At 63.1% G+C, this 18,960-nt stretch carries 19 protein-coding genes; 6 read left to right on the plus strand and 13 right to left on the minus strand.

Annotation, left to right across the window (positions count from 1 at the left end; all coding sequences use genetic code 11):
* Positions 1–21: 21 nt before the first annotated feature.
* The 10 genes from O3300_RS14995 to flhD form a co-directional block, all read right to left on the minus strand.
* A complete protein-coding gene (locus O3300_RS14995; RefSeq protein ID WP_305053395.1) occupies positions 22–1,743 on the minus strand; it encodes a methyl-accepting chemotaxis protein in 1,722 nt (573 codons plus the stop codon).
* 188 nt (positions 1,744–1,931) lie between these two features.
* The gene (locus O3300_RS15000) at positions 1,932–2,438 is read right to left on the minus strand and encodes a chemotaxis protein CheW (protein ID WP_034758356.1); all 507 of its coding nucleotides are present in this window, start codon (positions 2,436–2,438) and stop codon (positions 1,932–1,934) included.
* Positions 2,439–2,468: 30 nt separating this feature from the next.
* Positions 2,469–4,661, minus strand: a complete 2,193-nt coding sequence (cheA, locus tag O3300_RS15005; RefSeq protein ID WP_305053396.1) for a chemotaxis protein CheA — start codon at positions 4,659–4,661, stop codon at positions 2,469–2,471.
* Positions 4,662–4,704: 43 nt separating this feature from the next.
* Positions 4,705–5,070 (minus strand): response regulator, encoded by a 366-nt coding sequence (locus O3300_RS15010; protein WP_034758362.1) that lies wholly within the window; start codon positions 5,068–5,070, stop codon positions 4,705–4,707.
* Between the two features lie 83 nt (positions 5,071–5,153).
* Entirely contained in the window at positions 5,154–5,702 is a 549-nt protein-coding gene (locus tag O3300_RS15015) for a chemotaxis protein (RefSeq protein WP_077401991.1), read from the minus strand.
* Positions 5,703–5,748: 46 nt separating this feature from the next.
* The gene (gene motB, locus O3300_RS15020) at positions 5,749–6,726 is read right to left on the minus strand and encodes a flagellar motor protein MotB (protein ID WP_305053397.1); all 978 of its coding nucleotides are present in this window, start codon (positions 6,724–6,726) and stop codon (positions 5,749–5,751) included.
* 58 nt (positions 6,727–6,784) lie between these two features.
* Complete coding sequence (motA, locus tag O3300_RS15025; RefSeq protein WP_077401985.1) at positions 6,785–7,645, minus strand: flagellar motor stator protein MotA; 861 nt, start codon at positions 7,643–7,645, stop codon at positions 6,785–6,787.
* A gap of 219 nt (positions 7,646–7,864) precedes the next feature.
* The gene (locus tag O3300_RS15030; protein ID WP_305053398.1) at positions 7,865–8,626 is read right to left on the minus strand and encodes a class I SAM-dependent methyltransferase; all 762 of its coding nucleotides are present in this window, start codon (positions 8,624–8,626) and stop codon (positions 7,865–7,867) included.
* A 121-nt stretch (positions 8,627–8,747) separates the two neighbouring features.
* A complete protein-coding gene (gene flhC / locus O3300_RS15035; RefSeq protein ID WP_099664754.1) occupies positions 8,748–9,311 on the minus strand; it encodes a flagellar transcriptional regulator FlhC in 564 nt (187 codons plus the stop codon).
* A 146-nt stretch (positions 9,312–9,457) separates the two neighbouring features.
* Positions 9,458–9,775 (minus strand): flagellar transcriptional regulator FlhD, encoded by a 318-nt coding sequence (flhD, locus tag O3300_RS15040; protein ID WP_034758381.1) that lies wholly within the window; start codon positions 9,773–9,775, stop codon positions 9,458–9,460.
* A 606-nt stretch (positions 9,776–10,381) separates the two neighbouring features.
* On the opposite strand from flhD, the gene kynU reads away from it, so the two are divergent.
* The 5 genes from kynU (at position 10,382) to O3300_RS15065 (ending at position 16,278) form a co-directional block, all read left to right on the plus strand.
* A complete protein-coding gene (gene kynU, locus O3300_RS15045) occupies positions 10,382–11,632 on the plus strand; it encodes a kynureninase (protein WP_305053399.1) in 1,251 nt (416 codons plus the stop codon).
* A gap of 8 nt (positions 11,633–11,640) precedes the next feature.
* Positions 11,641–12,528: a tryptophan 2,3-dioxygenase gene (gene kynA / locus O3300_RS15050; protein ID WP_099664756.1), complete on the plus strand. Its 888-nt coding sequence runs from the start codon at positions 11,641–11,643 to the stop codon at positions 12,526–12,528.
* Positions 12,529–12,543: 15 nt separating this feature from the next.
* Positions 12,544–13,089, plus strand: a complete 546-nt coding sequence (locus O3300_RS15055; RefSeq protein ID WP_305053400.1) for an alpha/beta hydrolase — start codon at positions 12,544–12,546, stop codon at positions 13,087–13,089.
* Positions 13,090–13,195: 106 nt separating this feature from the next.
* Complete coding sequence (locus O3300_RS15060) at positions 13,196–15,250, plus strand: toxin-antitoxin system YwqK family antitoxin (RefSeq protein ID WP_305053401.1); 2,055 nt, start codon at positions 13,196–13,198, stop codon at positions 15,248–15,250.
* 2 nt (positions 15,251–15,252) lie between these two features.
* Positions 15,253–16,278 (plus strand): hypothetical protein, encoded by a 1,026-nt coding sequence (locus O3300_RS15065; RefSeq protein WP_305053402.1) that lies wholly within the window; start codon positions 15,253–15,255, stop codon positions 16,276–16,278.
* A 2-nt stretch (positions 16,279–16,280) separates the two neighbouring features.
* Here the strand turns inward: O3300_RS15065 and O3300_RS15070 are convergent, their stop codons facing one another.
* Positions 16,281–17,318 (minus strand): hypothetical protein, encoded by a 1,038-nt coding sequence (locus O3300_RS15070; RefSeq protein ID WP_305053403.1) that lies wholly within the window; start codon positions 17,316–17,318, stop codon positions 16,281–16,283.
* Between the two features lie 134 nt (positions 17,319–17,452).
* Here O3300_RS15070 and O3300_RS15075 point away from each other — a divergent pair, with 134 nt between their 5' ends.
* Positions 17,453–18,184 (plus strand): alpha/beta fold hydrolase, encoded by a 732-nt coding sequence (locus tag O3300_RS15075; protein WP_305053404.1) that lies wholly within the window; start codon positions 17,453–17,455, stop codon positions 18,182–18,184.
* On the opposite strand, the gene O3300_RS15080 is transcribed toward O3300_RS15075, so the two are convergent.
* Positions 18,161–18,526: a hypothetical protein gene (locus tag O3300_RS15080; protein WP_305053405.1), complete on the minus strand. Its 366-nt coding sequence runs from the start codon at positions 18,524–18,526 to the stop codon at positions 18,161–18,163. The two genes, O3300_RS15075 and O3300_RS15080, sit on opposite strands and share 24 nt — an antisense overlap.
* Positions 18,523–18,912, minus strand: coding sequence for a hypothetical protein (locus O3300_RS15085; protein ID WP_251351884.1), 390 nt, complete (start codon positions 18,910–18,912; stop codon positions 18,523–18,525). Before O3300_RS15085 ends, O3300_RS15080 begins: the two co-directional genes overlap by 4 nt.
* Between the last annotated feature and the right edge of the window lie 48 nt (positions 18,913–18,960).

Below are 18,960 nucleotides of genomic sequence, written 5' to 3' on the forward strand. Positions count from 1 at the left end.
ACTAGCGGGACCGGGTTGGCGTCAGAACTCTTCCCAATCGTCGCCGCCGGCCGCCGCCAGCTTTTTCGCGGGCGGTGGCGTGCCGGCTTGCGCCGTCTTTGCCAACCGCCGTGTATTTGCCGCCACACTCGGTACCGGCCGTGCAGCCATCTTGACTACTGGCGCGGGTGCGGGCACGGCCGCCTGCGCCGCGCTCTCGCCATCGAGCTTGAAGATGCTGACGGCATCGGCCAGTTTCTGCGCCTGGTCCTGCATGCTTTCGGCCGCCGCCGCCGCTTCCTCGACCAGCGCCGCGTTCTGCTGCGTCATCTGGTCCATCTGCGCGATGGCCTGGTTCACTTCCTCGATGCCATGGCTCTGTTCCTGCGTTGCCGCCGTGATCTCGCCCATGATGTCGGCCACCTGCCGGATCGACGTGACGATCAGGCCCATGGTCTGCCCCGCCTCGTCCACCAGGCGGCTGCCAGCATCGACCTTGTCGACCGAGTCGCCGATCAGGCCCTTGATCTCTTTCGCCGCACCAGCCGAACGCTGCGCCAGGTTGCGCACTTCCGACGCCACCACCGCAAAGCCGCGTCCCTGCTCGCCCGCGCGCGCCGCTTCGACGGCCGCATTCAAGGCCAGGATATTCGTCTGGAACGCGATGCCGTCGATGACGCCGATAATATCGACGATCTTGCGCGAACTGTCCTTGATGGAACCCATGGTATCGACCACTTGCGCCACCACCTTGCCGCCCTGCTCCGCCACCGACGACGCCGACACGGCCAGCTGGTTGGCCTGGCGCGCATTGTCCGCGTTCTGCTTCACGGTCGACGTCAGTTCTTCCATCGACGATGCCGTCTCTTCGAGCGAACTGGCCTGCGTTTCCGTGCGCGCCGACAGGTCCGCATTGCCGCTGGCGATCTCGCGCGACGCCACGGTAATCGTATCCGTTCCCTGGCGCACGTCGCTGACCGTCTGCACCAGGCTCGCGTTCATGTCCTTGAGCGCCTGCTGCAAGGCGCTCGTTTCATCCTTGCCTTCGACCACCACGCGCGCCGTCAGCTCGCCGGCAGCCACCTTCTGCGCCACGGCCAGGGCGCCGGACAACGGCACCGTGATCGAACGCGTGATGAAGATGGCGCACCAGGCGCCGATCGCCACCGCCGCGCCGCCCAGGATGAACAACACCGTCATCAGGCGCGCATCGGCCGCCAGCGAGTCGTCCATGAAGCTTTGCTGCGCCACGTGCTGCAGGTCGAGCAGCTTGTTGATGTCGGCCAGGGTCGTCTTGTTCAAGGGATCGATGCGGGTGGCAATCACCTTCGCCGCGCCCTCGCTGTTAAACGCCAGTACCTGCCCCATCGCTTCCTTGAAGGCGGCATCGACTTCGCCGTCAACCTTGGCGATATTGGCCAGCAGCGCCTTCTCGCCCTCGGACAGGCCCAGGCTGGCCAGCTTGCCGCGCGCGCCGTCGTACAGCTTGCGCTGCTCGCGCACCTTGCCCTCTTCCACCTGCATCAGCCCCACATCGCCCTGCAGGCCGATATTGCGCATGGCGATACCGGTTTCCAGCATCGCGCTTTTCATCAGCGACGCCTGCGTATTCTTTTCGCTTGCCAGCTCCAGCCCCGTGAGCAACTGGGCCTTGTTACGGTAATTCAGTGCATTCGCCGAAACGATCACTACCACCAGGATGGCGAGGATGCTGCCAAAACCTATCCCCAGCCGGGTGCCTATCTTGAAATCGCGCAAACTCATTACAGTCTCCAATATTTATGTGAACGGCGCCCGTTCAACCGGACGGCGCCGTGTTGTGGCCTGGTCTCTGACGGACCTTGCAGCCTGCCGGCGCGCCTCTAGTCGCACCGGTACATGCATATCTGTAGTGATTCTTTGCGTGCCAAAACGGCGGCGCACCGGGCGCCGCCTTGCTGCCATGCGACCTCTTAAGCCGCCAGCTTGTCGATCAGGCCCATCTCACTGCTCGACATCAGCTTGTCGATATCGACCAGGATCAGCATGCGCTCGTCGATGGTGCCCAGGCCGATCATGTAGTCGGTCGAGAAGGCGGTACCCATTTCCGGCGCCGGCTTCACCTGCTCCGGCGTCAGCGTGGTGACGTCGGAAACGCTGTCGACCACCATGCCGACGATGCGCCCGCCGATGTTCAGGATGATCACCACCGTGAACTGGTCGTACACGGGCGTGCCCAGGTTGAACTTGATGCGCATGTCGACCACGGGGATGATGATGCCGCGCAGGTTGATCACGCCCTTGATGAATTCAGGCGCGTTGGCGATGCGGGTAACCGCTTCGTAGCCGCGGATTTCCTGAACCTTCAGGATATCGATGCCGTACTCTTCGGAGCCCAGGGTGAAGGCCAGGAATTCACGGCCGGCGATGTCCTTGCCGTCGCCCGCATTGCTTCCGGATGTTTGTTGAGTATCTGACATGGTGCGTTTTCCTATCTTTATCTATCGGTATTACGAAAAAATGGACTCGTCGGCCAGCTGGCGAGAGGAGCGGATCAGGGCGGCGACATCGAGAATCAGCGACACGCCGCCATCGCCCAGGATGGTGGCACCGGAAATGCCCACCACCTTGCGGTAATTCGATTCGAGGTTTTTCACCACGACCTGCTGCTGTCCCACCAGGTCGTCGACGAACAGGGCCGCCTTGCGCCCTTCCGTCTCGAGGATCACGCAGATGCCTTCCGAGGGACTGGTAAAGCGCGGCGCGATGTCGAACATCTGGTACAGCGGGATCAAGGGCAGGTATTCGCCGCGCACTTTCACCACCTGGCCCTTGCCACTGATGTCCTTGATATCCTCAACGGCCGGTTGCAGCGATTCGATGACAAAGCCCAGAGGCAAAATATACACTTCGTCGCCGACGCGGATCGACATGCCGTCCAGGATGGCCAGGGTCAGCGGCAGCGAGATGGAAATCGTCGTGCCGAAACCCTTCGCCGAACGGATATCGACGACGCCGCCCATGGCGCTGATGTTGCGTTTGACGACATCCATGCCCACGCCGCGGCCCGACACGTCGGTGACCGCTTCGGCGGTGGAAAAGCCGGGCGCAAAAATCAGCTGCCACACGTCGGCGTCGCTCATCGTCTCGGACACGTCCAGGCCCTGCTGCACGGCCTTGGCCAGGATGCGCTCGCGGTTCAGCCCAGCGCCATCATCGGATACTTCGATGATGATGTTGCCGCCCTGGTGGCTGGCCGAGAGGAACAAGCGGCCCGCTTCCGTCTTGCCGGCGGCCACGCGAGCGGCCGGCATTTCCACGCCATGGTCGATACTGTTGCGCACCAGGTGCGTGAGCGGATCGACGATGCGCTCGATGAGGCCCTTGTCCAGCTCCGTGGCGGCGCCATTGGTGATGAAGTCGACCTTCTTGCCCAGTTTCGTCGCCAGGTCGCGCACCATGCGCGGGAAGCGCGAAAAGACGAAATCCATCGGCATCATGCGGATCGACATCACCGCTTCCTGCAAGTCGCGCGTATTGCGCGTCAGGTGGCTGACGCTGTCGAGCAGTTTTTCATGCAGCATCGGGTCGAGCGCGCTGGCGCGCTGCTCGATCATCGCCTGCGTGATCACCAGTTCGCCCACCAGGTTGATCAGCTGGTCGACTTTCTCGATCGAGACGCGGATCGACGACGATTCGGCGCCGGCCTTGTCGCCCTCTTTCTTGGCCGGTTTCTTTTCCTGCTCCGCTTCGGCCACGGCGCTGGCCACGACCGGCGTGGCGGCGGCGCCGGCGTTGCCCGCCTTGGCCGCGTCGGCGCGAATCTGTTCGAGCGGCTGGAAGAAACCGTAGCCCTGTTCGGCCTCGCTCTGCACGCCTGCGGCGGCGCGGATGTCCTCGAGCGGCTGGAAGAAGCCGTAACCGGGATCGGCCGCGCCCTGCGCGCCTGGCAGCGGGTCGAAGAAGCCGTAGCCCTGGGCTTTTTCCTGCGCCGCGCGGGCCGCTTCGGCTTCGCCTGGCGCCAGTGGCGGCGCCTGCGTGATCACCATGTCGTCCGGATTGAGCACGAAGGAGCAGATGGCCAGGATATCGTCCAGGCTTTCATGCGTCGTCACTTCCAGCACCTTGCGCGCGTCGGGCAGGCTTGATACCACGACGTCGCCCAGCAAGCCCAGTTCGGCCGCCAGCGCATCGACTTCGCGCAGCTCCATGGCCGGCAGCTCCAGGCGGATGCGATGGCCGCCGGCATGACTGACGGCGGCCTTTTCCGCCGTATGGAAAGCCGGCGCGACGGGCGTGAGCGCGGCCACGGGCACGTCCTGCGAGAACGACTGCAGCATCATGCGCACATTGGCCACGGCATCCTGGTCGACGGCGCTGCCCAGACGGTGGCCGTCGAGCTGCATCTTGAGGATATCCTTGGCCGCCAAAAAGGCGTCGACGTGTTCCGCCGTCAGGGCCATCTGGCCCTGACGGATGCGGTCGAGCAGCGACTCGAGGATGTGCGTCACCTCGCTCATGTCGGAGAGGCCGAACGTCGATGCGCCGCCCTTGATCGAATGGGCGGTGCGGAAAATGGCATTCAGGTCTTCGGCGTCGGGCGCCGCAATATCAACGGCCAGCAGCAGCCGTTCTTTTTCAGCCAGCAGTTCTTCGGCCTCATCGAAAAAGACCTGAAAAAACTGGCTAATATCGATGGTCATAGGGTGACTCCGTCAATTGCATCGTTGTGCTGCGCGGCTGGCATCAGCCGATCACCTTCTTGACCACTTCGATCAGGCGTTGCGGATCGAATGGTTTGACCAGCCAGCCATTGGCGCCGGCGGCACGTCCCTTCGATTTCATCTCGTCCGACGACTCCGTCGTCAGCATCAGGATGGGTACCTTCTGGTAGGTCGGCAGCTCGCGCAGCAGCTTGATCAGCTCCAGGCCATCCATGCGCGGCATGTTCTGGTCCGTCAATACCAGGTCCACGGTTTGCAGCTTGGCTTTTTCCAGTCCATCCTGGCCGTCGACGGCCTCCACCACCTGGTAACCGGCGGCTTTCAGGCTGAACGCCACCATCTGGCGCAATGAGCTGGAATCGTCCACTGCAAGTATCGTTTTGGCCATCTTTGCTCCCACTTATTCCGGGCATCCTGCCCGAGTATTTGATTAATCAATCCATGCAACCACAAGCGTTCCGCACTGGCATGCTAGAACAGCTCGATGTCGCCACTTTCCAAATGCTGTTGACTGACAGCCTTGCGCAGCACGCTGCGCAACTCCAGGCTTTGAATCGCCAGCGCCATGCTGACCCGCCCCAGCAAGGCGACAATTTCTTCATTGTCGCTCTCCGGCAACATCTCCGCGCCATGCGAGCCCAGGGTTCCGAGGAACTCGCGCAAGCCCGTCACGCGCTTCAAGGTGCGCTCGATCAGCTGGCTGGTCATGTCCTGGAACTGCAGGCTGGTGATGGCGGCATTCACGTAGCCCCCCACCTCATCCTGCAACGCCAGCAGTTTTTCCCGCTGCTGCTCGGCCGGAATACCGCCGTCGAGCAGCAGGGCGATGGTATCTTGCTGCGCAGCAACAGCTGCGTGTATCGCCATGAAATTGAAGGACAGCTTCTCGATCGCCTCTTCCAGCAAGATGCCGGTCTGCACCAGGTCGGTTTCCACCTCCGTCAAGTGCTTGCGGCCATGGTCCGACACGCCAGACAGCAGGCGCTTTACATGCGAGCCAAGTATTTTCTTTCTTGTCATAAAGGTCTCATTGTTTCAATACACCACGCGTCGACAGCCTTGCGTGTTATTTTTTCGCCGCTACCGGGCTGGGGGCTGGCACCGCCGCAGGCGGCGCACCGGCCGCCAGCCCTGAAGCGACAGCGGCGGCAGCGGCATCGGTCACCGGCAGCTCGATCGCCGAGCCATCGCGCAGGACATTTTCTTCCGTGCGTTTGTTCATGACGATGATGCTGATGCGCCGGTTGATCGGATTGAAGGGGTCGAGCTTGTCCAGGTGGGCGGCCGAGCCCAGTCCCACCACGCGCAATACTTTCTCTTCCTTCATGCCGCCAATCACCAGTTCGCGCCGCGACGCGTTCGCGCGGTCGGCCGACAATTCCCAGTTGCTGTAGCCGGCATCGCTCATGTAGGGCGTCGAATCCGTATGGCCGGACAGGCCGATGCGGTTCGGCACTTCATTGAGCACGGAGCCGATGGCGTGCAGGATTTCCTTGGTGTACGGTTGCAGATTCGCATTGGCGAGTGCAAACATCGGACGGTTCTGCTCGTCGACGATCTGGATGCGCAAGCCTTCGCTGGTGATGTCGAGCAGCAACTGGTTCTTGTATTTTTTCAGCAGGGGATTGGCGTCGATGGTCGCTTCGATGCGCGCCTTGAGCGCCTGCAGGCGCTTGCCCTCCTCGCGTTCGAGCGCGGCCTTGGCGGAATTGAGGTCGAACGATTTGCGCTGCTGCTCTTCCTGCGCCTTGCGCACTTGTCCATCCTGGCGCGACAGGTCCTGGCCGCCGCCCTGGATAACGGAATTGCTTTCGCCGCTGCCGGAACCGCCCGCCATGGCCACTTTCAAGGGTGTCTTGAAGAATTCGGAAATGCCGTTCAAGTCGCCCTTCGAGGTGGAGCCCAGCAGCCACATCAGCAGGAAGAAGGCCATCATGGCCGTGACAAAGTCGGCGTAGGCGATTTTCCACGCCCCGCCATGGTGTCCGCCAGCCGTCTTCTTGATACGCTTGACGATAATCGGGCGCATGCCTTCATCGGCCATGGCGTCCCCCTTCCGTGTGCTGCAAATGACTCATGGTGTCCAGGCGTATATTCACTGCTTACTTCGTTTTCGATTTCTTGATGTGGTCTTCCAGCTCATTGAACGTCGGGCGCTCGGTCGAGAACAGCACCTTGCGGCCGAACTCCACGGCCAGCGCCGGCGCATAGCCGTTCAGGCTGGCCAGCAGGGTCACTTTCACGCACTGGAACATCTTGCTCGACTCTTCCAGCTTCTGCTCCAGCAGGCTGGCCAGCGGTCCGACGAAACCATACGCCAGCAAGATGCCGAGGAAGGTGCCGACCAGCGCGTGCGCGATCAGCATGCCCAGTTCGGCCGGCGGGATACCCACCGATTCCATCGTGTGCACCACGCCCATCACGGCGGCGACGATACCAAAGGCGGGCAAGCCATCGCCCACCTTGGCGATCACGTGGGCCGGCACGGCGCCTTCGTGATGGTGCGTTTCGATTTCGTTGTCCATCAGGTTTTCGATCTGGAACGCATCCATATTGCCCGATACCATCAGGCGCAGGTAATCGGTCATGAATTCAACGATGTGGTGGTCGGCCAGCACGGCCGGATACTTGGAAAACAGGGGGCTTTCCTCTGGCTTGTCGATATCGCCTTCGATCGACATCAAGCCTTCCTTGCGCACTTTGCTGAGCACTTCAAACAGCAGCGACATCAGTTCCATGTACAGTTCTTTGGTATAGCGCGAACCCTTGAACAGGCTGGGCAAGGCGGCGATCGTCGCCTTGATGGCCTTGTTATTGTTACCAACAAGGAAGGCGCCCAGGGCGGCGCCGCCGATCATCAGCAGCTCCAGCGGCTGGAACAGCGCCGCCAGATGGCCGCCGGCCAACGCGAAGCCGCCAAAGACCGAGGCGCAGACGATGATGTATCCGATTATGACTAACAAGTGCCCTGACTCCCAATAATGGCCGGGGCTGTATGCCCGGCATGTTCAAACCTGTTCCTGTCTTCTGGCGGCTGCGCCGCCGGCAAAGACAGCGGCAAAAAAAGCAACCGGAAGTTAATTGAAATGCGCTGCTTTTCAATGCAATTCCGAGAAAATGCCGTGTGGAACTACAATAACGTGAGATTGCCCGACGGGCAAGCAAATAACGCAGACAATTGCTTAAAAGCACCATATGTAAAGTAAAGGGCCACCCTCTGTGGCGGCAATGGTCTTATCGGGCTCGCGTGCCGCAATCTGGAATTCGTAACTAAGAAGCATGCTACCGGGCAACATTTCCCTTTCCGCCTTGCGCCACAGGGCCGCCATCGCCGCCGGCGACAGGTAGGCAAAGACGGCATCGTAGCGGCCGAAATCGAGCGCCTCGTAGTCGCCGCGCAGGAAGCGCGCGCGGCTGCCCGCCAGCCATGCACGCAAGCGGCTTGCCAGCCACGGCAGCGGCGCCAGCTCGATGCCGGAAAACTGCCCGTCGGGCCGGCGCCGCGCCAGGTCCAGCACCAGTCCACCCAGGCCGCTGCCGATATCGACCAGGCGCACGCCGGGACGGTCCGCGATCAGCTCGGCCACCGCCTGCCACACCTTCGGCCCCGACGGATAAAACGGCACTTGCGTGCGAAACGTCGACCAGTACAAACTCAGCAGGAAAACAAAGGCCGCCAGGAACACGGCCGGCGGCAAATCGAGCAGGCTGGCCGCCAGCAAGGCAGGCGCAAACAGCAGGCCGATGGCGCACCACCAGCGCGCCAGTCCCGCGCGCCACGTGATAAGTGCCGCCAGCACGCCCTGCACCAACGCCACGGCCGGCAACGACATGGCCACGCCGGCACGCGCCAGACCATATACCAATAGCAACATCAAGGGAAAGGCCAGCACCTGGATCAGGATGGCCTTGAGCGCGGGCGCGCGCAGGATTTGTTGCAGCATGGGACAGTCAAAGGAGGAAAACGCCAGTGTAAGCGAAAGCACCATGAAAAAACCGGAGTCCGGTCTGGCGACCGCTCCGGTTTTCACTGAGGCTATTATTCGGGCAGCTATTGAAGCAGCATCAAGCGGCGACGCCCGGCGGCGCGACAGCGGCTGCTTCATCGCGCGCCTTCTTGGTCTTGCCGGCACGCGAAGGCATGTGGCACAGGCCGCACACATAATCGGCGTTCAGGTCGAGGCAGTTGACGACAAATTTGCCGCCGCACTTGCCGCAGGGCGCCATGTCCAGCATCTTGCTGCTGAAAAAGCGCACCAGGGTCCAGGCCCGCGTCAGCGACAGCAGGGGCTCTTCACCCGCTTCGGGCGGCATCTGCTCCAGATACAGCTTATATGCCTTCATCACGGCTTCGATGCCGGTAGCGCCGGCGTGGTCGACGAGGAATTTGTGGATATTAATGAACAGCGAGGAATGGATATTCGGTTGCCAGGTGATGAACCAGTCGGTGGAAAACGGCAGCATGCCCTTGGGCGGCGAGACGCCCTTCAATTCCTTGTACAGATTCAGCAGGCGTTCGCGCGACAGCGAGACTTCGGTCTCCAGCAGTTGCAAACGGGCGCCCAGCTGTATCAATTCGATGGCCAGCTGGATTTCCTGCGCTTCCGATACGACACTTTTCTTGGCCATGCTGTGTACTCCACTACTGACTGATACTGACTGATACTGCCTAACAAGGTTGCCAGAAAAATGTTCAGGGCAAGGCGCGTTGCCGAAGACAGTACAAATGTACGGCGAGGCAATGCAACACCGCCATGGACGTTTTGATGGGAACCTTAAGCGATTTCTTCGACACCCTGGCCGGCCATCAGAATGGCAGCATGGGACTGGGCCAGCGAGCGGTCTTTATTGTAGTTCGTCAACATGCCCAGGATGGCGCTGTCGTCGAAGCGGAAGCGGGCCAGCATCATGTTGCCGCCTGCCAGTTTCAGGATCTGCGCATTGCTCATGCCCTCGATCAGTTCGGCGATTTCGGCGGCAATGCCCAAACGGAAGATGGCCGTTACTTTGTCCGCACGAATCATTTGCTGGGCCAGCATCAGGTAGCTCAGGTTAGCGTCGCGAATCTCAGCCATCATATCGTTAGCAGTCATTTCCATCTCCTCAATCCGTTGAATTCAGCTGGCGTTGTGTGTTGCCAGTGAGATACATTCTGCAGGAGCAACATTAAACGCAACAGAGGCAAAGCGCTGTATTTTTGGTCGGGAAATAGCGGATGGGATCGTAGGTGTTTGTCTGACAAACACTGCTCGATCATGGTCGCACGCCAGCAACGGCGCGGATGTGGGAGGTTGGCTCTGTGCCGGATTTGCCCGACTTTTGGCCTGTAAAAAATATCACTTTTTTACAACAACTTGATAAGAATCAAGCCTGTCTACCTAGATAACGGCTGCCTTGGCAGGAACTTTAGGGCTTTTTTGAAAAATATTTAAAAAAGCTGCATTCTTTTTCCGTCGGTTTGACGCTGTTCATGTAATCGTTGACGGCGGCGCCTGGCAAAACTTTAGGGCTATTTGAAAATATTTTTAAAAATCGTGATTTTTTTCGTTGACGCCCCACAAGCTGGCATTTTTTCGCCGCCTGCCCATGCCAGGAAACACGTTTTGCGACGGGGATTTGCTACACTGCCACTTCCGCGTGATACTTTAAGCCTCAAGCAATATCATGCCATTCAGACAAGTATCAATATGAAAGCCACCATGATTTCTCGACATGACTGCAGCGCGCGCGACCTCGACGATCCCCTGGCGCGCCTGCGCCAGGAATTCGACTTGCCGCAAGGCGTGATTTACCTCGATGGCAATTCCCTGGGCGCGCGGCCGAAAGCGGCCCTGGCCCGCGCCCAGCACGTCATCACGGCCGAATGGGGCACGGACCTGATCCGCAGCTGGAATACGGCCGGCTGGTTCGACTTGCCCAAGCGCCTGGGCGACCGCCTGGCCCCGCTGCTGGGCGCCGGCACAGGCGAAGTGGTGATCACCGACACCACCTCCGTCAACCTGTTCAAGGCCCTGGCCGCCGCCCTGCAGATGCAGGCCAGCGACCCGGCGCAGGCCGCGCGACGCATCATCGTCAGCGAACGCAGCAACTTCCCCACCGATCTGTACATGGCGCAGGGCCTGGCCGCCTGGCTGGACCGCGGCTACCAGCTGCGCCTGGTCGACAGCCCCGAGGAACTGGCGCAAGCTATCGATGCCGATTGCGCCGTCGCCATGCTCACGCACGTCAACTACCGCACCGGCTACCAGCACGACATGGCCGCCATCAGCAGCCATTGCCACGCGCACGGCGCGCTGGCGCTGTGGGACCTGGCCCATTCGGCCGGCGCCGTACCGCTGGACCTGAACGGCGCCGGCGCCGACCTGGCCGTCGGCTGCACCTATAAATACCTGAACGGCGGCCCAGGCTCGCCCGCCTTCATCTGGGTGCCGGAAAAACACCAGGCGCGCTTCCGCCAGCCTTTGTCCGGCTGGTGGGGCCACGCCACGCCGTTCGCCATGGATCCGGGCTTCGCGCCCGCCGACGGCATTGCCCGCGCCCTGTGCGGCACGCAGCCGATACTCTCGCTGGCCCTGGTCGAATGCGGCCTCGACATCTTTGCGCAAACGAGCATGGAAGCCATCCGCCACAAGTCGCTGGCCCTGACGGATTTGTTCATCGCGCTGGTGGAGCAGCGCTGCGCCAGCCATCCGCTGGGCCTCGTCACGCCGCGCGAACACGCGCGGCGCGGCAGCCAGGTCAGCTTCACGCACCCGCACGGCTATGCCGTGATGCAGGCGCTGATCGCGCGCGGCGTGATCGGCGACTACCGCGAACCGGCCATCATGCGCTTCGGCTTCACGCCCCTGTATACGAGCTTTGCCGACGTATGGGATGCCGTGGACATCCTGCGCGACATCCTCGATACCCAAGCCTATGACATCGCCGCCAAGCGCGATGCGGTCACCTGAACCATCCCATGAGCGACGACAAGACTATGAACAAGGAAAACACCAGCGGCTGCCCCATGCATGCCGGCGCCCAGGACGCGCAGTGGCATGGCGCGCAGATGGATTTCAGCGAATCTATGAGCTACGGTAACTACCTGGCGCTGGACCGCATCCTCACGGCCCAGCATCCGCTGTCGCCGAACCACAACGAAATGCTGTTCATCGTGCAGCACCAGACGAGCGAATTGTGGATGAAGCTGATGCTGCACGAAATGCACGCCGTGCGCGCCAACCTGCAAAGCGGCGATTTGGCGCCCGCCTTCAAGATGCTGGCCCGCGTGGCGCGCATCATGGATCAATTGGTCCATGCCTGGGACGTGCTGGCCACCATGACGCCGCCCGAATACACGGCCATCCGCCCCTACCTGGGCGCCTCGTCCGGCTTCCAATCCTTCCAGTACCGCGAAATCGAATTCATTTTGGGGAACAAGAACGCCGCCCTGCTCAACGTGCATACGACGGCGCCGGAAACCTATGCGGTGCTCGACGCCGCCCTGCGCGCGCCCTCCGTCTACGATGAAGCCATCAAGCTGCTGGCGCGCAGCGGCTTGCCCATCTCCGCCGAACGATTGAACGCCGACTGGACCCTGCCGACCGCCTCCGACGCCTCGGTCAAGGCGGCGTGGCTGGAAGTCTACCGCGACCCGTCGAAACACTGGGCCCTGTACGAGCTGGCCGAAAAGCTGGTGGACCTGGAAACGGCCTTCCGCTTCTGGCGCTTCCGCCATGTGACGACGGTGGAGCGCATCATCGGCTTCAAGACGGGCACGGGCGGCACGGCGGGCGTGAGCTATTTGCGCAAGATGCTCGACGTGGTATTGTTCCCTGAACTGTTCGCCCTGCGCACGGAGTTATAACCTCAAGGAGCATCGATGTCGCCTCTCGTCTTGACCCTGGCCGGCCTGTGGAATTCGGGGCCGCAGCACTGGCAAACCCACTGGGAAGCGCGCCACCCCCAATGGTCGCGCGTGCCGCACGGGGAATGGCAGACGCCGGACAAGGACGCATGGGTGGCGGAGCTCGACCGCGCCATCGCCGCCTGCGAGCGCCCGCCCGTGCTGGCGGCGCACAGCCTGGCCTGCACGCTGGTGGCCCACTGGGCGGCCAGCGGCTCGCCGCACAGGATCGCCGGCGCCTTCCTCGTCGCCCCCAGCGATGTGGAAGCGCCGTCCTACCCGTCCGGCACGACGGGCTTTGCGCCGATGCCGCTGCAAGCCTTGCCGTTCCCCAGCCTGGTGGTCGCCAGCGGCGATGATCCCTACGTCAGCTTCGCGCGCGCACGCGCATTTGCCGCCGCCTGGGGCAGCGATTTCACCATGATCGGCGACGCCGGCCATATCAACGGCGACGCCGGCTACGGCCCGTGGCCGGACGGCGAGCAGCTGCTGCTGGACTTCTGCGCCGCGCACCAACCCTGACACGCAGGGCGCGCACCTGCGCACGATAGGCGCATATTTGCCCACAAGTAAGAACGCAGGCAGAATCGTGGCCTTTCCATTGCGGCGCCCCGGCGCCAGCCACTCGATGAAACGTCTGCTTCTGCCCTTGCTCCTCTGCTCCGCGCTGGCCCACGGCGCGCCCTTTTATGAAGGCAAGAGCCTCGCCCATCCCGCCATCAGCGCATCCCAGGACAGCGGCTTCGATATCGCCTTCCTCAAGGAAAAAGATGGCGTCAACGGCTATTACTGCGAGTGCAAGAGCGGCAGCGCGAAACCGATTTTTCTCGACCAGTTCGGCAATGCCGTCATCCGTTCCGTCTTCTACGCCTCGCTGGACAAGGAAACGGACGACAGCGTGCAAACCATGCTGGTGCTGTTCCGCCAGGGCGACAAGAACGGCCTGCGCGCCTACCGCTACCACCGCAGTTCCGGCAAATACCGGCGCCTCGATGGCTTGCAGCCGGCCCTGAACCGCATCGCGGCGCAAAGCGCCAGTCCCAACGCGGGCCAGGTCAAGGCCGCGCTGGCCAAGCTGGCGCCGATGGACTACAGCGTCGCCCGGGGCAAGAGCGGCAATGCGGACTTCGACGCCATCGACCATACGCAAGGCACCATCGTCGGCTACTACAGCGATGACGGCAAACCCTTGGCCGCTGGCGGCAAGGACGCCATCACCTACAAGAAAACCTTCCTGAAAAAAGGTGACCACTACCTGACGGCCAGCTACACCCTGTACAGCGACGCGGGCGCGGGCATCCTGCCCAACTACCGCCTGTGGCAAGTGACATGGGAAACGGCGCCGCGGCAGTTCACGGGCAGCGCAGACGGCCCGTCCGTCATTTACAGCCTGGCCTGGGACGACGGTTCGGTGGTCGAACGAGGCCAGTACGTGAAGGGCAAGCGCCAGGGCTTGTGGGTACGCGAAGGCATGCACGAAGGCAGCGAAAAGGGACATTTCGTCAACGGCTTGCAGGAAGGCCTGTGGCGCTTCGATTATCCAAGGCAGAGCGAGAGCGGCATGTACCGGGCCGGCAAGCGCGAAGGCCGCTGGACGGTCGTCAACTATGCCGATGCAGAGGAAGTGACGGGCTTCGACACCTACACGGGCGGCCAGCTCAATGGCCCGCACGAGCGCAGCATGGGCGGCAAGCTGCAAACGCGCGGCAACTACGTCAACGGCGCGCGCCATGGCGCGTGGATCACGGAAGACGGCGACGGCAGCTTCATCGACGGCTTGCGCGACGGGCCGTGGAAACTCAGGCTCAAGGACAAGGTCACGCAGAGCGTCACTTTTGTGCAGGGCAAAAAACAGGGCGAGGCGGTCGACACGGATGCGCAAGGCGCGCTGCGCGTGCGCGACCACTACCAGGCCGGCGTGCTCGATGGCAGCCGCACGCGCTATCTTGGCCCGGCGGGCAAGGAATACGTGGTCTACACGGCCACCTACCGCAACGGCCAACTGGATGGGCGCGAACAGGCGTTCGACGACAGCGGCAAGATCCTGCGCCTCGATACCCTGTGGGACAACGGCAAGAAGCAGGGGCTGGATGCGCGCTACTACCCGAACGGCAAGCCGGAACGCCTGGCCGTCATCGATCAGGGCCGTCTGCTCACGCACCTGCGCGAATACTATGAGGACGGCCAGCTGCTCAACGACATCCACCGCTGCACCTTCAAGGAGTACGGCAGCACGCGCGACGACGTGTGCGAGTACCACCACATGTACTACCCGGACGGCAAGCCACAGTCTTACTACACCTTCCAGTACGGCCAGCGCCAGGAAGGATACGAGAACTACCCGAACGGCAAGCGCAAGGACGAACTGCTGGTCGACCGTGCCGCCGACACCTCCGTCTTCAACGTGTATTACGAAAGCGGCCAGCTCAAATGCACGGAGCCGCGCAGCGGCCACAGCACGCGCACGGTGAATGGCCAGACCATGAACAGCTACGCGTCGGCCGACCGCGACGGCGACAATATCTGCTACCACCCGAACGGCAAGGTGGCCAGCATCTACACCTTCCGCAAGCGCGTGCTCGTCGATTGCGGCAAGCGCTACGATGACACGGGCAAGCAGACGTTCCCGGGCCCGGAAGGCTGTCCGCCCCCCAGGCAGGTAACCTACCCCATAGGATTGTGACGATGACGCAAGCAGAACGGCCGCAGTGCATCCAGAACCCCGAACGCATCGACGCCGTGGCGATCCGCGCCGCCATTGCCGCTGGCAAGCAGGTGCTGGTGCAGTTCAATACCCTGGCCGAGCCGGAACCGCTGCTGGCCGACCTCGACGCCCTGGCCGCCACCTGCGGCACGGCGCTGACCATCCGCATCTACGGCTATGACCCGAGGGTGTTCGATGCCCGCATCCTGCGCGCGCTGCCGCATGTGGCCAGCCTGTCCATCGATTACCACCGGCAAGCCATCCATCTGGAAGCGCTGGGCGAACTGCGGCATCTCAAGCGCCTGAGCCTGGGCGTGTACGAACTGGCGCAAGCCGACATCCTGCAGCTGGAGAGTTTGCGCGGCCTCGAATACCTGCACCTGGGCGAGTCGGCAAAGAACAATATCGACCTGGCACCCCTGCACCACTATACGCACCTGGCCAGCCTGGTCCTCGAAGGCCACCACCAGCGCATCGACACCCTGGCCGGCCTGCCGGCGCTGCACGAGCTGTCGCTGTACCGCATCAAGAACAAGGTGCCGCTGGATTTCATCTCGGAGATGGGCCGCCTGGACAGGCTGCTGTTGCAGCTGGGCGGCCGCGAATCGCTCGCCCACATCGAGGCGCCGCTATTGAAGAAACTGGAAGTGATACGCGTGCGCGGCCTGGAAACGCTGGGCGATATCGGCCGCTTCCCCCTGCTGCAGGCGCTATGGGTGGAAGACCAGATCAAGCTGCGGCAGATCGCGCTGGGGGCCAATCCCGTGCTCGAACGCCTGAACCTGCACACCTGCAAGACGCTCGACAGCCTGCCCGGCCTCGCCACCTTGCCTGCCCTGCGCCAATTGTCGGCATCCGAGACCATGCTCGACATCGACGCATTGCTGGCGCATGGCTTGCCCGCGTCCCTGACGCATGCGCGCCTGCGCACCGGCAGGAAAACACGCGACGACGCCATCGCCGCGCAACTGGTACAACTGGGCTACGAACCGGCGCGCCCTGGCTGAAATCAGCGGCCGGCCGCCAGCTTGCGCTGCCACAGCGCCACGTCGATCATCACGCCATCCGCGCCCGTGTTGCGGATGTAGACGCGATAGCTGCCCTGTCCCATGTCGCCATCGAGGTAGGCCGTGCGCTCGTTGCGCTGCAGCCTGGCGCCCTTGGCCAGCTGGCGGTAGCGCTCCACCACCGTGTCGAAACTGGCATAGCTGCGCAGCGCCACTTCCAAATCGCGCGGCGGGCGGCCTTCGGCATGGTCCAGCACATTGTTCTGTTTCTTGCCCTTCAAGGTGAGGGGATAGGCAAACACGCCGGCGCCGGCCGACGTCAGCACCGTGGACTTATCGAGCAGCAGCGGCAGCAGCGCCGGCGGATAGGCGGGCGGCAGCTGGGCGCGGTTCCAGCCCGGCAGGGCCGGCTGCGCCAGCACATATTCGACGCTGGCGATCTTTTGCCCGTCGGCGCCCGCTTCCTTGTCGCCCGCGATCAGCGCCAGCATGGGCGGCAATTGCCGGGCCCAGGCCAGCAGGGGCGCCGCTTCGCCGACCAGCATGCCCTTGCGGTGGAACACCGTCAACACCGCGTTCGGATCGGGATTGCAGACTTTCGCCAGCGGCTGGCCCTCCAGGTGGCAATGCCCGTTGACGAGACCAAAAGCGATGATGGCGCCGCGCTTGTCGAGCAGCATGGCACCCCGTTCGCGGCCCTGCTTGCGGTCATTCATCGACGCCAGCAACTGGCGGCCATCGGCCAGCACGCTGCGCGTGGCGTCGCGCTTTTCGCTGATCGCTTCGAGCGCCTGCGCCAGCAGCAATTCATCGTCTTCCGTGTAACTGCCACGCGCGTAACCGAAGAAGTCGAACAGGGCGGCGCGTACCTGCGCATCGTCGCTCAGGCGCGGCAAGGGGCCGCCGGCCAGCAGGGAGGACAGGCTTTTCCCGGCTGGCGCAGAGGGCGCCGCCGTGGCGCGGGCGGGCTGGGAAAGGACGCAGGACGCTGCCAGCAAGGCGCCTCCCAGGGTACGGTAATTCGAAAAAATGATATGCATGATTCTGTCTGTCGGGGATTTGGCCGCTCTTACGGCCACGCAGGGCGCGCTGGCGATTCTAGCATGGCGCCAGCGCCCATGCCGTGCGGCTGGCGGACGGCGCATATGCCGGCGCGGCTGCTATGATGGCCGCAATGACGACACCAACCCACGCCTCGCCCCTGCTTGTCCTCCTGCCCGGCATGGATGGCACGGCCCGGCTATTCGACCGCTTTGACGCCGCCCTGCGCGCGCAGGCCGCCCTCGATACCCTGGCCATCGCCTATCCGGCCGCGCCACTCGATTACGCGGCGCTGGAAGCGTTCGTGCGCGAGCGCTTGCCGCAGGATCGCCCTTTCGTCGTGCTGGCCGAATCGTTTTCCGGGCCGCTGGGGGCCGCCCTGCGCGCCGATCCGCCGCCCGGCATGCGCGCCCTGATCCTGTGCTGTTCATTCGTGCGCAATCCGCGCCCGATGCTGGCGCCACTGCGCCACCTGCTCGGCCTTGTGCCCTTTGGCGCCATGCCCGGCTTCGCCCTGCGCCAGGCGCTGCTGGTGCCCTGCGCCACGCCGCAACTGCAGGCGGAACTGGCGGCAGCGCTGGCGCAAGTGCCTCCCAGCGTGCTGCGCCAGCGCCTGCGCGCCGTGCTGGAAACCGACGCCTCGCGCAGCTTCGCGCGCGGCAGCCTGCCGGTGCTGTATCTGCGCGCCCGCCACGACCGTCTGGTGCCGCCGGCGAACGCCCTGCAGATACTGCGCCTGGCACCCGGCGCGCAACTGGCCGACATCGCCGCGCCGCACATGCTGCTGCAGGCGGCGCCGGAAGCGGCCACCGTCGCCGTCGCCGCCTTTGTCAACGCCCTGTCAGCCGCGCAGGTATCCGCTTAAACGCCCGCTGGCCAGCACGGCCAGCCAGCTCAAGCCGCCCGCCAGCGCGCTAAAGTAAATCGCCCGCAGCGGATGCTGGGGCAACAGATACGCGAGTACGGCCGCGCCCAGCAAGCCGCACAGCAGCGGCTTCACCCTGCCGGGCGGCAGCAGCGCCAGCACCAGGTTGGTACCCGCATACACGTAAAACACCAGCAGCAGCGCCAGGCCGCCGGCCACGCCGCGCGAGCCGAGGCTGCCAAACAGCTGCGTGTACAGGTAAAAACCCAGCCAGCTCAAGGCGATAAACAGCAGGCAGCCCAGCGCGTGGGCGCCCAGGCCCGCCATCAGCCGGATCTTCATGGCTGCTTGAGTACGGGAATGAAGCGGTGGCCGCATGCATGGCACATGAAGGTACGCGCATATTTGTCCTGCAAGGCGGCAGCCTCCTTGTCCCAATTGGCGACGAAGGTCGTTTGCGACAAGGCGATGGAGACGACGCCCCCTGCCACGAAGATCCAGAACAGGCCATTCGCGCCGGCCTGGTAAAAGACGACGGCGGCGATGACAAAAATGATCACGCCCAGCACGATCAGCCCTGCCTTCTGGTGGGTCTGCATCGTCGGCCCGGCGGCCTGGCGTGACAGCAAGGTCTGGCTGCGCGTATGCGCATGGCCGTGGATGAAATCACCATCAATCCTGCCCGACATATGGGTAGAGGTGCCGGAAATGCCGGAGGCATGCACCATGGAGAGGCGTTGAATGTTGGAACTGTCACATGCCGGGCAATGCGCCAT

This window comes from Janthinobacterium sp. SUN206, assembly GCF_030587305.1.
GTDB classification, from domain to species: Bacteria; Pseudomonadota; Gammaproteobacteria; order Burkholderiales; family Burkholderiaceae_D; genus Janthinobacterium; species Janthinobacterium kumbetense.

Excerpts from the sequence above, each read along its gene's own strand:
- O3300_RS14995 (WP_305053395.1), bottom strand. The coding sequence starts at position 1,743 with ATGAGTTTGCGCGATTTCAAGATAGGCACCCGGCTGGGGATAGGTTTT.
- O3300_RS15000 (WP_034758356.1), bottom strand. The coding sequence starts at position 2,438 with ATGTCAGATACTCAACAAACATCCGGAAGCAATGCGGGCGACGGCAAG.
- cheA (WP_305053396.1), bottom strand. The coding sequence starts at position 4,661 with ATGACCATCGATATTAGCCAGTTTTTTCAGGTCTTTTTCGATGAGGCC.
- O3300_RS15010 (WP_034758362.1), bottom strand. The coding sequence starts at position 5,070 with ATGGCCAAAACGATACTTGCAGTGGACGATTCCAGCTCATTGCGCCAG.
- O3300_RS15015 (WP_077401991.1), bottom strand. The coding sequence starts at position 5,702 with ATGACAAGAAAGAAAATACTTGGCTCGCATGTAAAGCGCCTGCTGTCT.
- motB (WP_305053397.1), bottom strand. The coding sequence starts at position 6,726 with ATGGCCGATGAAGGCATGCGCCCGATTATCGTCAAGCGTATCAAGAAG.
- O3300_RS15030 (WP_305053398.1), bottom strand. The coding sequence starts at position 8,626 with ATGCTGCAACAAATCCTGCGCGCGCCCGCGCTCAAGGCCATCCTGATC.
- flhC (WP_099664754.1), bottom strand. The coding sequence starts at position 9,311 with ATGGCCAAGAAAAGTGTCGTATCGGAAGCGCAGGAAATCCAGCTGGCC.
- flhD (WP_034758381.1), bottom strand. The coding sequence starts at position 9,775 with ATGACTGCTAACGATATGATGGCTGAGATTCGCGACGCTAACCTGAGC.
- kynU (WP_305053399.1), top strand. The coding sequence starts at position 10,382 with ATGATTTCTCGACATGACTGCAGCGCGCGCGACCTCGACGATCCCCTG.
- kynA (WP_099664756.1), top strand. The coding sequence starts at position 11,641 with ATGAGCGACGACAAGACTATGAACAAGGAAAACACCAGCGGCTGCCCC.
- O3300_RS15055 (WP_305053400.1), top strand. The coding sequence starts at position 12,544 with ATGTCGCCTCTCGTCTTGACCCTGGCCGGCCTGTGGAATTCGGGGCCG.
- O3300_RS15060 (WP_305053401.1), top strand. The coding sequence starts at position 13,196 with ATGAAACGTCTGCTTCTGCCCTTGCTCCTCTGCTCCGCGCTGGCCCAC.
- O3300_RS15065 (WP_305053402.1), top strand. The coding sequence starts at position 15,253 with ATGACGCAAGCAGAACGGCCGCAGTGCATCCAGAACCCCGAACGCATC.
- O3300_RS15070 (WP_305053403.1), bottom strand. The coding sequence starts at position 17,318 with ATGCATATCATTTTTTCGAATTACCGTACCCTGGGAGGCGCCTTGCTG.
- O3300_RS15075 (WP_305053404.1), top strand. The coding sequence starts at position 17,453 with ATGACGACACCAACCCACGCCTCGCCCCTGCTTGTCCTCCTGCCCGGC.
- O3300_RS15080 (WP_305053405.1), bottom strand. The coding sequence starts at position 18,526 with ATGAAGATCCGGCTGATGGCGGGCCTGGGCGCCCACGCGCTGGGCTGC.
- O3300_RS15085 (WP_251351884.1), bottom strand. The coding sequence starts at position 18,912 with ATGGTGCATGCCTCCGGCATTTCCGGCACCTCTACCCATATGTCGGGC.